This is a genomic window from Halogeometricum sp. S1BR25-6 (genome assembly GCF_031624495.1).
Taxonomy (GTDB): Archaea; Halobacteriota; Halobacteria; order Halobacteriales; family Haloferacaceae; genus Halogeometricum; species Halogeometricum salsisoli.
The window spans coordinates 288,011-301,435 of record NZ_JAMQOP010000003.1; the positions used below are offsets into that span (position 1 = coordinate 288,011).

11 protein-coding genes are annotated in these 13,425 nt (G+C 67.3%); 5 read left to right on the plus strand and 6 right to left on the minus strand.

Annotated features, from left to right (window positions below):
- Window positions 1-364 precede the first annotated feature (364 nt).
- The 6 genes from solA to fba form a co-directional block, all read right to left on the minus strand.
- Window positions 365-1,507, minus strand: coding sequence for an N-methyl-L-tryptophan oxidase (gene solA, locus NDI76_RS16485; RefSeq protein ID WP_310925230.1), 1,143 nt, complete (start codon window positions 1,505-1,507; stop codon window positions 365-367).
- A gap of 469 nt (window positions 1,508-1,976) precedes the next feature.
- Complete coding sequence (locus NDI76_RS16490) at window positions 1,977-2,714, minus strand: creatininase family protein (protein ID WP_310925231.1); 738 nt, start codon at window positions 2,712-2,714, stop codon at window positions 1,977-1,979.
- Between the two features lie 207 nt (window positions 2,715-2,921).
- The gene (locus NDI76_RS16495) at window positions 2,922-4,097 is read right to left on the minus strand and encodes an enolase C-terminal domain-like protein (RefSeq protein ID WP_310925232.1); all 1,176 of its coding nucleotides are present in this window, start codon (window positions 4,095-4,097) and stop codon (window positions 2,922-2,924) included.
- Window positions 4,098-4,228: 131 nt separating this feature from the next.
- The gene (locus NDI76_RS16500) at window positions 4,229-5,257 is read right to left on the minus strand and encodes a 2-hydroxyacid dehydrogenase (RefSeq protein WP_310925233.1); all 1,029 of its coding nucleotides are present in this window, start codon (window positions 5,255-5,257) and stop codon (window positions 4,229-4,231) included.
- A 4-nt stretch (window positions 5,258-5,261) separates the two neighbouring features.
- Entirely contained in the window at window positions 5,262-6,764 is a 1,503-nt protein-coding gene (locus NDI76_RS16505) for an FGGY-family carbohydrate kinase (RefSeq protein ID WP_310925235.1), read from the minus strand.
- Window positions 6,761-7,765, minus strand: a complete 1,005-nt coding sequence (gene fba, locus NDI76_RS16510; protein WP_310925236.1) for a class II fructose-bisphosphate aldolase — start codon at window positions 7,763-7,765, stop codon at window positions 6,761-6,763. The genes NDI76_RS16505 and fba overlap by 4 nt, the downstream gene beginning before the upstream one ends.
- A 109-nt stretch (window positions 7,766-7,874) precedes the next feature.
- Between fba and NDI76_RS16515 the strand changes: the two genes are divergently transcribed.
- From NDI76_RS16515 to pdxA, 5 genes are all read left to right on the plus strand, one after another.
- Window positions 7,875-8,336, plus strand: coding sequence for a universal stress protein (locus NDI76_RS16515; protein ID WP_310925237.1), 462 nt, complete (start codon window positions 7,875-7,877; stop codon window positions 8,334-8,336).
- Between the two features lie 52 nt (window positions 8,337-8,388).
- On the plus strand, window positions 8,389-9,750 hold the full coding sequence (locus NDI76_RS16520; protein WP_310925238.1) for a GntP family permease: 1,362 nt from the start codon (window positions 8,389-8,391) through the stop codon (window positions 9,748-9,750).
- 254 nt (window positions 9,751-10,004) lie between these two features.
- Window positions 10,005-10,802, plus strand: coding sequence for an IclR family transcriptional regulator (locus NDI76_RS16525; protein WP_310925239.1), 798 nt, complete (start codon window positions 10,005-10,007; stop codon window positions 10,800-10,802).
- A gap of 294 nt (window positions 10,803-11,096) precedes the next feature.
- A complete protein-coding gene (locus tag NDI76_RS16530) occupies window positions 11,097-12,353 on the plus strand; it encodes a four-carbon acid sugar kinase family protein (protein WP_310925240.1) in 1,257 nt (418 codons plus the stop codon).
- The gene (pdxA, locus tag NDI76_RS16535; protein ID WP_310925241.1) at window positions 12,346-13,347 is read left to right on the plus strand and encodes a 4-hydroxythreonine-4-phosphate dehydrogenase PdxA; all 1,002 of its coding nucleotides are present in this window, start codon (window positions 12,346-12,348) and stop codon (window positions 13,345-13,347) included. Before NDI76_RS16530 ends, pdxA begins: the two co-directional genes overlap by 8 nt.
- The last annotated feature ends 78 nt before the right edge of the window (window positions 13,348-13,425 follow it).

Here is a 13,425-nt window from a genome sequence, read left to right on the forward strand (position 1 = left end):
GGACGGACGCCCGGAGACGGCGGCGGGGAGGCCGTCGTTTCTCGAAGGCACCCGTCCGGTTCAATTTCTTTGCGGAGGCGGTCGTATCCCACCGGTACAGTTGAGATTGGATTCTATAGGGCGGGTTTCGAAGACGCCATTCGGGAGAACAGCAATCGCTCTCGATAGCTGCTCGCTCCTTACAACTATATACCTGTAATTTGGAGACGTTCGGTATGCCCCGAGTACCGGTAGTCGGATGCGGACAGTAAAAATCCGGTACTCGAAACGGTAAGTCGCCGAATCGGACGCGTTGTGGAAGACTGCGTCGACTATCGCGCAACAGCGGGTGAGGTAGGAGGGGAGTAAGCCGGCCGTCCGGCCGTCACTCGAAGCGGTCGAGACCGAACATATCGATCTGATGGTCGCTCTCCCCGTCCATCGCGAGGTCGGCCAGGGTTTCGCCGATGGCGCTCGCGAACTTGAACCCGTGACCCGAGAACCCCGCTCCGACGGCGACTTGGGGGTGCTCGGGGAGCGTATCGAGGATGAAGTGTTCGTCCGGCGAGTTCGTGAACAGGCAGGTCGAGAGCCGCATCGTCGGGCCCGCGGCCTGCGGGAAGTACTTCTCGGTGACGTCGCGGAGCAGCGCCTCGTCGGCCCGGTCCGGTTCCCGCTGGAAGTCGTCCGGGTCAACCTGCTCGTCGCGGTGGTGGTACTTCCCGAGTTTGAACCCGGGCACGTCGTGGACCGGGAAACCGTAGAAGCGCCCTTCGGGAACGCTAAGGTTCCAGACCGGGTGGTTACCGGGCTGGAAGTTCGACGGCGCCTCGGGCTGGAACCACGCCAGCGCCTGTCGCTCGGGGACCGCCAGCCCCTCCAACGCGTCGGCGAGTTTGTGGTTCCATGCGCCCGCGGCGAGCACGAGGCGGTCGGCGACGTACACCCCCTGGTCGGTTCGGACCCGGACGCCGCCGTCGTTCGTCTCGTTCCAGTCGTGGACCTGCTCGCGGGCGCGCACTTCGGCGCCGTTGGCCTGCGCGAGCACCGTGTGGCCGATGATGGCCTGTTCGGGGATGACGAATCCGCCGTCCTCCTGGTAGACGGCGCGGTACTCCTCGGGCAGTTCGTAGCCGGGGAACCGCTCGTTCACCTCGGCGCCCGTGAGTTCCTCGTAGGGGATGTCGTGCTCTTCACAGGAGCGCTTCGACCCGGCGAACACGGGATTGTCCGCGGGTCCCGCGTCGATGGACCCGGTCCGCTGGATCAGGTCGCGCCCCGTCTTCTCTGCAAGGTCGTCCCAGAGGTCGTAGGCCCGCTCGATAAGCGGCACGTACGAGGGGTGTTCGTAGTACGCGCGCCGGATGATGCGCGTGACACCGTGCGAAGACCCCTTCGTGTGAGGAATGTCGTACCGTTCTAATCCAAGGACGTCCAGACCGCGCTCGGCGAGGTGGTAGGTGGTCGCGCTCCCCATTCCACCCACGCCGACCACGATAGCGTCGTACCGATCGTGACTCGTGTTCACAGTAGTGTCGTTCGGTAGTCTCGCTCTTTATTGTTTAGGTTCGTCGGTCGAGTCGTCGTTTCGTTCGTCCGCGACGCGGGGCCTCCGACGCGGGTTCGCGTCCCGAACGAGTGGCCGACGGGACGCGCCGAAATTCGTGGGGCGGGAATATTGTGACACCGACAGTCGTCACTCGCAGACGGGGAACTCGCCGCAGAGACGTTCGAGCGTCGATGCGACCCGGTCGCGGACGGCGGCGGCGAACTTCTCCCCGCACGCGACGCTGCTCGAACGGTGTGATTCGTGACACGAGTTGTCTCACTGCGGCGCCATCCACAACGTATCCGCTTGCTGTTACGTCGAGGTTCGAAGCTTCGACGAAACTCGTAAAGTGGACATCGGCGGCGCATTGTGACGGGATGCCGCGTCCCCGCCGGCGAGCGACGCGCGGCGAGGACGACGACGGGCGCCCGGAGCGAGCGACTCCGGACTACTTCCGAGGCGGCCGTTCGGTGTCGTGTTCGGCGACCGTTTCGAGCAGGTCCACCAACGCCTCGCTCGCGGCGTCGAGGAGGTCCTCGCCCAGGTCGGCGCTCGCCTCGCGCGGGTCGCCGACGACGCCGTTCTCGGTGAACTCGGCCGAGTCGAACGCGAGGTTGACTTTCCCCTTCCAGTTCCCCCAGCGCCGGGTCCCCTCCGCCGCCGCGTCGTCGAGGCGGTCCTCGCGCACCGCGTCGGGGTTCGCGTGTTGGAGCAGCGACGTCTCCAGCGCACCGCCGTGCCCCATGGGCGGAGCGTCCTCGCCGACCGCCTCGAACCACGTGAACGGGACCGCGTACGCGTCGTCGTGGCGGGTGATCGTTCCGGCGACCTCCCGAAGGGCAGCCACGTTTCCGCCGTGGCCGTTCACGAGCACCACGCGGTCGAAGCCGTGGAACGCCAGACTCTCGACGATGTCGCGGACGTACGACCGGAACGTCGACTCGGACGTCCAGAGCGTCCCCGAGAACTGTCGGTGTTCCTCGGCGACGCCGACGGAGACGGCCGGGGACACGGCGACCGGGTCGTCGAGTCGGTCGGCGGCGGTTTCGGCGACCGTCTCGGCGTTGAGCGTGTCGGTGCCGAGCGCGGCGTGCGGTCCGTGCTGCTCCGTGCTTCCGATCGGTACCATCGCCAGATTCGTCTCCGCGTCGCGAACTTCGGTCCACGTCGCACTTTGGATGTCCATACGTTGCTGCTCTGTTCGAGCTACATAAGACTCCGCCCCGCCCGCGGGTCGGCGAACGCCGCAGTCGAGAACGCGTCCGCCGGTCGCCCCCCTCGGCGACCACGCACAGCGAACGCGTTGTGCACGCAGTCGCCGCGGCCGGCCGCATCGGGCACCCGTTCGACCGCCGTCGAGACGGCACCGCCGCGCGCGAACCGTCGGTAGTCGTTACTCGTAGACGTGGACGCTCCCCGTCGCGTTCTCTTCGATGTAGTCCCAGTCGTACTCGACGCCGAGGCCGGGGCCGTCCGGAACGGGAACGGTTCCGTCCGAGGAGACGGTCTCCAGTTCGTCCGAGTAGTCTCCGAGGTACACCGGCGGGACGGTGTTCCCGCAGTCCGGATGGACCAAGGAGACCTCGTAGTAGTTCGTGTTCCGCGTCGCGGCCATGCAGTGTCTGGACGCCGGTCCGGGGGCGTGGAACTCGACGTCGAGGCCGAACCCCTCGGCGACCTTCGCGATTTTCATCGCGCCCGTGATGCCGCCGTCGTACTCGGGGTCCGCGCGGACGAGGTCGGTCGCGCCGTTGGCGATGAAGTCGCTGTGGAGTTCGAGTCCGCGGACGTGTTCGGTCTGCAACACCGGCGTGTCGAGTTCCTCGCAGAGACGCTCGTGGGCGTGCATCGAGATGCCGCCGTCTCGATAGGGGTCTTCGTACCAGAGATAGTCCTCCTTGTCGAGGGCTCGTCCGACTTTCAGCGCGTCGAGGTACGTCTCGTACTCGCAGGCCGGGTCGAGCATGAGGTCCATCTCGTCGCCGACCCGTTCGCCGACGGCGTGCACCATCGCTATCTCTCGGTCGATGTCGCGGTCGGCGTCCGAGCCGCCCCAACTGTGTATCTTGTACGCCGGGTAGCCGATGTCCCGACACGTCTCGGCGAAGTCGGCGAACGCCTCCGGGGAATCGAGGCCGCCGTTCGTGTCGCCGAAGTACGTCGACGCGTACGCCGGCAACTCGGTCCGATAGGTGCCGAGCAGTTCGTGGATGGGGGCGTCGTAGTACTTCCCGGCGAGGTCCCAGAGGGCGATGTCGATGGGACCGATGCCCATACGGTCGTACTTCCGGAGGGCGCGTTTGATCTCGCTCCAGTGTCGTTCGCGGTCGAGCGGATTCTTGCCGACGAGGTAGTCGCCGAATAGGTTGATCTGCGCCGCACCCGGCGAACTCCCGCCGACGTACGTGCCCGTCACTCCTTCGTTCGTGTGCACTTTTATCGCGAACAGCTTTCGGTCGAGGACGCTGCCGGGGTCGTACACCGGGTTGAACCCGTGGCCGTCCGTGCCCACGTCTTCGAGCGGATAGCTGAACTCTGTCGACTCTATCCGCGTTATTTCGAGCGACATGAGTCGGCTATCGAAACGGCGGCATATATGTCTTTTCGAACGTCGAGTTCCTCTCGCGTCCGAGGGCGGACGTCAGCTTCGTCGCCCGGAACGCGTCTCCGACGGCTCCCGCTCGGAACTGCGAGCGTCCGCTATCGGACGACGTGCGCCGGCGTCTCGTCGTCGAGGTACGCGTCGAGTTGCGAGGCGATGATGCGGGGGCCGCCGAGGACCGCGTCGCGGGTCGACCCGGCGACGTGCGGGGTCAGGACGACGCCGTCGAGGTCGAACAGCGGGTGGCCCTCCGGAATCGGTTCCTCCTCGAAGACGTCCAGCGCCGCGCCGGCGATTTCCCCCTCGGAGACGGCGTCCACGAGGGCGTCGGTGTCGACGAGGCCGCCGCGCGCGGTGTTGACGAGGTAGCCGTCCTCGTTCATCTGCTCGAACTCCTCGCGTCCGATCATCCCCTCGGTGTCCTCCGAAAGGCGGACGTGGAGGGTGACGGCGTCGGACTCGCCGAGCAGGGTTTCGAGGTCCGCCGGTTCGGGACCGACCTCGCGTATCTCCTCGTCGTCGACGAACGGGTCGTAGACGAGGAGTTCGGGGTCGAAGCCGGCGAGGCGACGGGCCACCCCGCGGCCGATGTGGCCGAACCCGACGATGCCGACGGTCGTCGTCCGCACGTCCGGCGGCAGCAGGTCGGGGTCGAACACCTGGTTCCACTCGCCGTTCGAGAGTTCGGCGTGATTGAACGGAATCTCCCGGAGTCGCGAGAGCAGCATCGAAACCGCGTAGTCCGCGACCGCATCGCGGTTCCGCCCCGGCGCGTGGAGGACGGTCACGTCGTTGTCCGCGGCCGCCTCGAGGTCGACGTTCTCCGTGCCGCCGCGGGCCGCGGCGACCACCGAAAGGTCGGCGCCCTCGATGAGTTCGCGGGACACCGGGGCCTTGTGGACGACGAGTACGTCGGCGCCGTCGAGGTTCGCGGCGATGGCGTCCGTATCGTAGCTTCCCGGGCCGCGCGACTCCATCTCCATCGTGACGTTGCGGAACTCGGCCGGCGAGGAGTCGCCCATCCAGTCCATGCGCTCGAAGCGCACCCCGCGACTCTCCAACCCCCCGAGGGCTTCGTGCATGTACTCGCTCGGCTGCTGCGGGTCCCCGCAGAGTAACACCTTCATCGAATCAGCGTTCCTGAGCCAGCGACTTGAGCGTTTCCCACGGCGATTCCATCGCGTCGGCCACCTCCGCGAACGCGTCGGCGACCGTCCGGTAGCGTGCCTCGGTCTCGGGGTCCGGTTGGTAACGAACGGCGGTGCCGACCGCGCGGTCCACCGCCGCCTCGACGGTCGGATAGACGCCGGCGGCCACGCCGCCGCAGAGTGCTGCGCCGAGCGCCCCCGTCTCGCGCTCGGTCGGCACCGTCACCGGCAGCGTCGAGACGTCGGCGAACATCTGCGCCCACGCCTCGCTCTGCGCCCCGCCGCCGGTCAGCCGAATCGCGTCCACGTCCGCCGCGATGGACTCCAGCGCGCTCGTCTGGCTGATGGCGATGCCCTCGTAGACCGCACGGAGCATGTGCGCGTTCGTGTGTTCGAGGCGGAGGCCGTAGAACCCGCCCGAACTGTTCGGGTCGTCCGTCGACCCCTTGAGGAACGGGTGGAACACCAGTCCGTCGGCGCCGGGGGAAACGCTCGACACCGCCTCCTCGTAGACGACGTAGGGCGAGACGCCGCGCTCCTCGGCCTCGCGCCGCCAGTCGGCCCCGCAGTTCTCAACGAACCACTCGACGCAGGCCGCGCCGGACCGGAGACCCTCGTACCGGAGCCACCGGTTCAGGTACCGCCGCGGCAGCCCCGACTCCCCGTCTTCGGGCGCGTCGAGGACGGCGACGCTCTGCCCCCAGGTGCCGAGGATGAGCAGTCCGTCGCCGGGTTCGACGACGCCCGCGCCGAGGGTGCAGGCGGCGACGTCGTGCAGTCCCGCGGCGACCGGGGTCCCCTCCGGGAGTCCGGTTCGCGCCGCGGCCGCGGCGGTCACCGTTCCGCAGGGTTCGGTGCTCGGGACGACGGGCGGAAGCGCGTCGAACGCATCTTCGATATCGAGTGCCGAGAACACCGCCTCGTCGTACTCGGGCGTCGGCCCGTAGAACACGCTCGCCTCCGAGGGGTCCGTGGAGCGCTCGCCGGTGAGTCGGTGGGTGAGCACGTCCTTCGAGAACAACAGCGTCTCCAATCGGTCGTACGTATCCGGGTCGTGCTCGCGGAGCCACACGAGGAGGCTCAGCGGGTCGGCGCCGAACGGCTCCCAGCCGAGGCGGTCGACGACCGTCTCCAGAACGTCCGAGCGGGACGTCGAGAGCGTGTCGAGCGCGCGACTGTCGGTGGACTTGATGCCGCAGACCGGCGCGCCCTCGGCGTCAAGCCCGTAGAGTCCGTGGCCGTGGCCGGCGACGCCGACCCCGGCGACCGCGTCGGTCGGAACGCGCTCCGTGACCGCGGCGACCGCCTCGCAGACGACCTCCCACAGTCGGTCGTGGTCCTGTTCGTCGCGTCCGGACGCCGTCTCGACGGTCGGCGTCGACCGCGACGCGCTGGCGAGTTCGTCGCCGGCGCCGTCGAACGCCGTCACCGTGACGTTCGTGAGTCCGGCGTCGACGCCGACGAGGACGTCGTCGGGGTCGGTCATCGGTCCGAGCGCATCGTCTCGCCGGCGCTCCCGGTCAGTTCGCAGAGGTCGCTCATCACCGAGGCGATGCGGTCGCGGACCGTCCCCGACACGACGTGCGGGTGGAAGAACGTCTTGTCCGGTTCCCAGTCGCTGTCGGCGAAGAACCCGGCCCGGTCGTCCTCGACGTCGGCGGGCGGACGGACCGCGTCCGCGTGGTCGCGATAGAAGTCCGCGGTCGTGCGGGCGAATTCGTACTGGTACCGGGTGTTCTTGTTGAACTTGCAGACGCCGGCGTCGAGCAGTTCCGCGATTCGCTCGTCCGGAAGTCCCGAGGCGCCGTGGACGACCAGCGGCGTCTCATGACCGGCCGCCCGGAGCGCGTCGTCGATGTCGGCCGCGAGGTCGGGGCGGACGTCGAGGTCGCGGCCGGACGCGACCCCGTGCTGCGTGCCGATGGAGACGGCGAGCAGGTCGCAGCCGGTCCGGTCGACGAACTCGACGGCGTCCGCCGGGTCGGTGTAGAACGCCTCGTCGTCGGGGGTCTCGGTGGTCCCCTCGACGCCCGCGATGCGCCCGAGTTCCGCCTCGACGAGGACGTCGTCGCCGACGCGGTCGACGGCCTCGGCCGTCAGTTCGACGTTCCGCTCGAACGGCTCCGCCGACGCGTCGACCATCACCGAGTCGGGGACGCCGGAGTCGACCGCGGCCTCCAAGAAACCGAAGCCCTCGGGGAGGTGGACGTGGTCGACATTGCAGAACGCCTCGACGCCGTGGCGTTGGGCGAGCGAATCGAGAGCGGCGCCGAAGACGTCGAGACCGACCGCGGGGTCGCCGTCGCCGAAGAAGGCCGCCTCCTCCCTGCCGAGTTGCACGACCAGGTCCGAGTCGACGCTCGCGCTCCCCCGCAGGAGTCCGACGAGGACGTCGAAGTGGGTCACGTTGCTCGCGAAGAAGCCGTAGCTCCCCTTCCTGGCCCGTTCGTAGCACTCGTCCAGCGCGGCGGTTGTGTTGCGCGGCATACCGGGCGTACCACGCCGCCCCGGATTATAGTTACTACTCGCTCCGTCGGGTCGAACAGTGGTCGAAGCGTACCGAGTGTTTATACCCCGTACCGTGCCTAGGGAAGGTATGTACGAGACCATACTCGTGCCGGTGGACGAAAGCGAACTGTCCGAGCGGGTCGTCGAACAGGCCCTCGAGATCGCCGAGCGGTTCGACAGCACGGTGCGCGCGATGCACGTCGTGGACGACCGGGGGGCGAGTCACGCCTCGAAGTCGGTGAACGAACTCGCTCGGGACGCCGACGAACGGCGGGAGATAGACGAACGGCGACAGGAGGCGGGCAGCGAACTCACGGAACGCGTCGCGGCGCAGGGCGACGAACGCGGGGTACCGGTCGAACAGGTCGTCCTCGTCGGCGACCCGGCGGAGGTGATAACCGACTACGCGGACGAGGAGGACGTCGACCTCATCGTCCTCGGCGCGAAGGGGCGGAGCGCCGTCGGGAAGTTCCTGCTCGGCGACGTCGCCGGGAAGGTCGCGCGGCACGCGCGCACGCAGGTGCTGTTGGTGCGGTCCGACGAGGACTGAGAACAGACACAACAAATATTATAATGTTTTAGCTCATCGACCGACTGGAGACATGGTATTGGCGAATCCGCTCATCCCGCTGGCGATAGGGGTACTGCTGGTCGTGTTCCTGCTCGTGTATCTGAACCTCCCACCGTTCGTGGGGTTGATCATCGCCGCGTTGGGCGTCGCGGTCATCTCGTCCGGCGTTCCGATAAACGAGGTTCCGGCCCAGGTGGCGCAGGCGTTCGGCGAGACGCTCATCGGCGTCGGCATCCCCATCCTGATGGCCGCCATCATCGGCAAAACGCTCATGGAGAGCGGGGCGGCGGCTCGCATCGTCCGCGCCGCGTTGTCGGTCACCGGGCAAGAGCGCTCCGAGTACGCCATTCTCACCAGCAGCTATCTGCTGTCGGTCCCGGTGTTCTTCGACAACGTGTTCTACCTGCTCGCCCCGCTCGGTCGGGCGATGAAGAAACGGACCGGCGTGAAGTTCTCCCTCTACATGACGGCCCTCTGTGCGGGCGCCCTCGCGACGCACACGCTGGTGCCGCCGACCCCCGGTCCGCTCGCCGTTGCGAACTCCCTGAACGTGAACCTGGGGCTCGCCATCCTCGTCGGCGGAGCGGTCGCGCTCCCGACGTCGCTGCTCGGCGGAATCGTCTACGGAAAGGCGCTGCACAACCGCGAGGAGTTCCCGCTCCGCGAGTCGATGGGGGTCTCCTCCGAGGAGATCGACGAGGAGATGGCCGACTCGGGGACGGGTCCGGGGCTCGTCGAGTCGCTGACGCCCATCGTCCTCCCGCTTATCCTCATCGGGTCGAACACCATCGCCGCCGCGCTGTACGCGGAGGGGACGACGATTCGTACCGCCACGGCGTTCGTGGGCGACGCGACGCTCGCGCTGACGGCCGCTGCGATGTTCTCGACGTACACCTACTATCGTCTGGAAGTCCGCGACCTCGACGTGCTCAACGAGGAGTTGACGGGCGCGATCAAGAGCGGCGGGAACATCATCGCCATCACCGCCGCCGGCGGCGCGTTCGGTGCGATGCTCAACACGACCGGCGTCGGCGAGTACGTCGCCGGCATCGTCACCGGCCTCGGCTTCTCGCTGCTCGTGGCAGGGTGGCTCATCGCCGCCCTGATGCGCGTCGCGCAGGGCTCGGCTACCGTCGCGCTGCTGACCGGAGCCGAAATCATGGCGCCGCTCACCGGCGACCTCTCCGTCGGCGCCGTCTACCTGATGTTGGCCATCGGCGCCGGCGGCATGATCGCCCCGTGGTTCAACGACAGCGGCTTCTGGATCGTCTCCGAGGTCGGCGGACTGACGCAGACCGAGACGTTCAAAACCTACTCCGCGAGCGCGACGATCATGTCGATTGCGGGGCTCCTGCTGATTCTCCTCCTCTCGTCGGTCGTCCCCCTGGCGTAGCCGTCCCGGCGGCGGACGCCGTCGCCTCCGCGCCGTTTTCGAGGGTCGGCTCCCGAGCGCTCCGCCGAGCGACCGACGAGCAAGTTGAGTCCGTAAGAGCGGAAACCGCCGAGCCACGTTTGGCAACCAATCTCACACCTTCGGCGGTGATTCGACGATAAGGCACCGTCGTCATCGAGGTGTACGGTCGGTTCGGGACCGTCGTTTAGCCCTGGTAAACAGGCTTATATTCCCGAACCGATAGTGCGAACGTGATGGAGAAAGCGAGCAACCCGGTCAAAGCGGTGGAGACGACCGTTCGAGTGTTAGAGGCGCTCAAAGAACTGAACGGCGCGACGGTAACGGAACTCGCCGCGCACCTCGATCTGACGAAGGGTACCGTCCACAACCACGTGAGCACGCTCGAACAGCACCGGTTCGTCGTCAAGGAAGACGGGCGGTACGAACTGAGTCTCCGGTTTCTCATCTTCGGGGAGTACGTGCGAAACGACGATATCCTCTATCAGATCGGCGAACCCGAGATCAAAGAACTGGTCGAGGAGACGGGCGAAATCGTCCACCTCTCGACCGAACAGCACGGTCTGAGCATGAAGCTCTGCAAACTCCTCGGCGAGGACGCCGTCGGCGAGCGATTTCACGCCGTCAAGCTACAGCGCCCCGATTACCTCCACTACACGGCCACGGGCAAGGCCATTCTCGCCTTCCTCCCTCAATCCAGAGTAGAGCGCATCGTCGACGAGTACGGTCTCGCCGAACTGACCGGCAACACCATCACCGACCGCGACGCTCTGTTCGACGAACTCGAAGCGACGCGCGGGCGCGGATACTCGCTCAACGACCAAGAGGAAGTCGAAGGCATCCGCGCCGTCGGCGCGCCGGTGCGGGACCAAACCGGGCGCGTCCTCGGGGCTGTGAGCGTCTCCGGACCGGTCAGCCGTCTGCGAGAAGAACGGTTCCGGGAGGTGCTCCCGGAGAAGGTGACGAACACGACCAGCGTGATAGAGGCGAACATCAACCTGACCGAGAGCATCGGCCGGTCGGGCGTCGAGTGAGCCGTCTCGTTTAGCATCAGCAAACGGGCGGACCAACAATGAGAGCCAGGTATATCACGGACGATTCGGCAGTTTTGCGCCGGTGTAGGTAACGACTCCTTCTCCCGCCCAACGCGACAATCGAAAGAGCGAGCGAGGGGCGAACTAGCATTACAAGTCTATCAATGTAATTCCAAGCCGACTATCCGTCAGCGGTTGTTTAGTATAGCTAAACGTATCGAGCGACCCGGCAGTCGTCCGCCCCGGTCGGGGTCCTCACCAACGTTTATCACCGAGAGCGGCGAGTGAACGACCATGTACTCCGTCATAGTCGTCGCCGACGACCTCACCGGCGCGATGGACACGTCGCAGGGGTTCGCGGCCCGCGGTTACGAGGCGGCCGTCGTCGCCGACCCCGAAGCCGACAAAGGGGCCGTAGAGGAGGAGGGGGCCGTACTCGGAATCAACACCGACACCCGCTACGACGACGAGGGCGACGCCGCGAGGAGCGTCTCCGAAGCGGTCGAAGCGACGCCGGCGCGGACCGTCTACAAAAAGATCGACTCGACGCTGCGCGGGAACTTCGCCGCGGAGGTGGACGCCGCGCTTGACGCGGCGGGGTCGGAACTGGCACTCGTCGCGCCCGCCTTCCCCTCCATCGGCCGAACGACGGAGGACGGCGTCCACTACGTCGACGGGACACCGGTCTCCGAGACCGAGTACGGGGACGACGAAAAGGGGCCCGCCTCGTCGTCGATTCCCGAGTTGTTCGCGTCGGTCGACCGGCCGGTCGAGACGGTATCGCACGCGGCGGTCGTGTCGGGAGACGACGGAATCGCGGCCGCCGTCGAGCGATACGACCGGCCCCCGGTCGTCGTCTGCGACGCCGTCGAGGACGACCACCTGGCCGACATCGCGGCGGCGGCCGACGGTCTCGACGCGCTGTACGTCGGGAGCGGCGGTTTGGCCGCGCACGTGCCGGTGCGGGGTTCGGAGCCGGATTTCGAGTCCTCCCGGCGGTTCTCGGAGGGAGGAGCGCTCGGCGTGGTCGGGAGCGTCAGCGCGACGACGCTCGCACAACTCGAACGGGTGCCCGAGGAGGCGGTCGTCCCCGTCGACGGTACGGACCTCGTCGTCGGGGAGGAACCGGACGCCGCCGTCGAGCGAGCCGTCCGGCGGTTGCGCGAGGGCCGTCCGGCGGTCTTGACCGCGGCGACCGACGAGAGTACCATCGAGCGTACGCACGCCGCCGGTCGGGAGGCCGGTCTCGCGTCCGCGGCGGTCCGCGAGCGAGTGGCGAGCGGACTGGCGTCGGCCGCGGCGGACGTCCTCGACGAGGAACCCCCCTCGGGACTGCTCCTGACCGGCGGCGACATCGCGGTGGCGGTGATTCGGGAACTCGGCGCGACGACCATCCGATTGACCGGCGAGGAGGTCGAAGCGGGCATTCCCCTCGGGACGTTCGCCGACGGGAGGGCCGCCGAGGTGCCGTTGGTCACGAAGGCCGGCGGATTCGGCTCTGAAGAGACAATCGTTAATTGTCTGGCCGTGTTCTCCGAGGACGATGCGTAGTCACGAGCCCTTAATCGGTATCACGATGGGTGACCCCGGCGGAATCGGTCCCGAGGTAATCGTCAAAGCGTACCCGAAGCTACGCGAGGTCGCTCGACCCCTCGTCATCGGCGATGCGGACGTTGTCGAGGCCGCAATCGACGTGTGCGGCGCCGACCTCGCGGTCGAAGCCGTCGAATCCGTCGCGGACGCGAGCTTCGACCGCGACCGAATACCGGTGTTGGACTTGGATTTGGTCGACGAACTCGTTCGCGGCGAGGTCCGCGAGGCGTACGGGGCCGCGAGCCTCCGATACGTCGAGCGCGCCATCGAACTCGCCGTGGCGGGGGAGATAGACGCCATCACGACCGCGCCAATCAACAAGCAGTCGACGGAACTCGCCGGCAGCGAGTACGCCGGCCACACGGGAATGCTCGCCGACTACACCGACACGGAGAACTACTCGATGATGCTCGTCGAGGACGACCTCCGGGTGACGCACGTGAGTACGCACGTTCCGCTCCAGGAGGCCTGCGACCTGGTGACGACGGAGCGCGTCTTGGAGACGATTCGACTCACGGACGAGGCGCTTCGGGACCTCGGCGTCGACTCGCCGTCGGTCGGCGTCGCGGGGTTGAACCCGCACGCCAGCGACGGCGGACTGCTCGGCGACGAGGACGACGCGGAGATCAGGCCGGCGGTCGAACGCGCCCGCGAGGAAGGTATCGACGCGACGGGCCCCGAGTCACCGGACACCGTCTACGTCCGCGCCGCCCGCAGCGAGTTCGACTGCGTCGTTTCGATGTATCACGACCAGGGACATATCCCCATCAAGATGCTCGGATTCGCCGGCGGCGACGCCGTCTCCGGGGTCAACGTCACCATCGGACTCCCCATCGTGAGGACGAGCGTCGACCACGGCACCGCCTTCGATATCGCCGGGGACGGAATCGCTTCCGAACGCAGCCTTATCGACGCCGTCGAAGTCGCCGTCGAGATGGTCGCCGACGAGTGAAGGGCGGACGGACGAACGCCGGTTGGGAGGCTCTCCGCCCGTCCATGATACCAAATCACCCGAGATCACTTTACGAGG

Coding starts and splice junctions, on each gene's coding strand:
- NDI76_RS16490 (WP_310925231.1), bottom strand. CDS start 2,714: ATGGACATCCAAAGTGCGACGTGGACCGAAGTTCGCGACGCGGAGACG.
- NDI76_RS16495 (WP_310925232.1), bottom strand. CDS start 4,097: ATGTCGCTCGAAATAACGCGGATAGAGTCGACAGAGTTCAGCTATCCG.
- NDI76_RS16500 (WP_310925233.1), bottom strand. CDS start 5,257: ATGAAGGTGTTACTCTGCGGGGACCCGCAGCAGCCGAGCGAGTACATG.
- NDI76_RS16505 (WP_310925235.1), bottom strand. CDS start 6,764: ATGACCGACCCCGACGACGTCCTCGTCGGCGTCGACGCCGGACTCACG.
- fba (WP_310925236.1), bottom strand. CDS start 7,765: ATGCCGCGCAACACAACCGCCGCGCTGGACGAGTGCTACGAACGGGCC.
- NDI76_RS16515 (WP_310925237.1), top strand. CDS start 7,875: ATGTACGAGACCATACTCGTGCCGGTGGACGAAAGCGAACTGTCCGAG.
- NDI76_RS16520 (WP_310925238.1), top strand. CDS start 8,389: ATGGTATTGGCGAATCCGCTCATCCCGCTGGCGATAGGGGTACTGCTG.
- NDI76_RS16525 (WP_310925239.1), top strand. CDS start 10,005: ATGGAGAAAGCGAGCAACCCGGTCAAAGCGGTGGAGACGACCGTTCGA.
- NDI76_RS16530 (WP_310925240.1), top strand. CDS start 11,097: ATGTACTCCGTCATAGTCGTCGCCGACGACCTCACCGGCGCGATGGAC.
- pdxA (WP_310925241.1), top strand. CDS start 12,346: ATGCGTAGTCACGAGCCCTTAATCGGTATCACGATGGGTGACCCCGGC.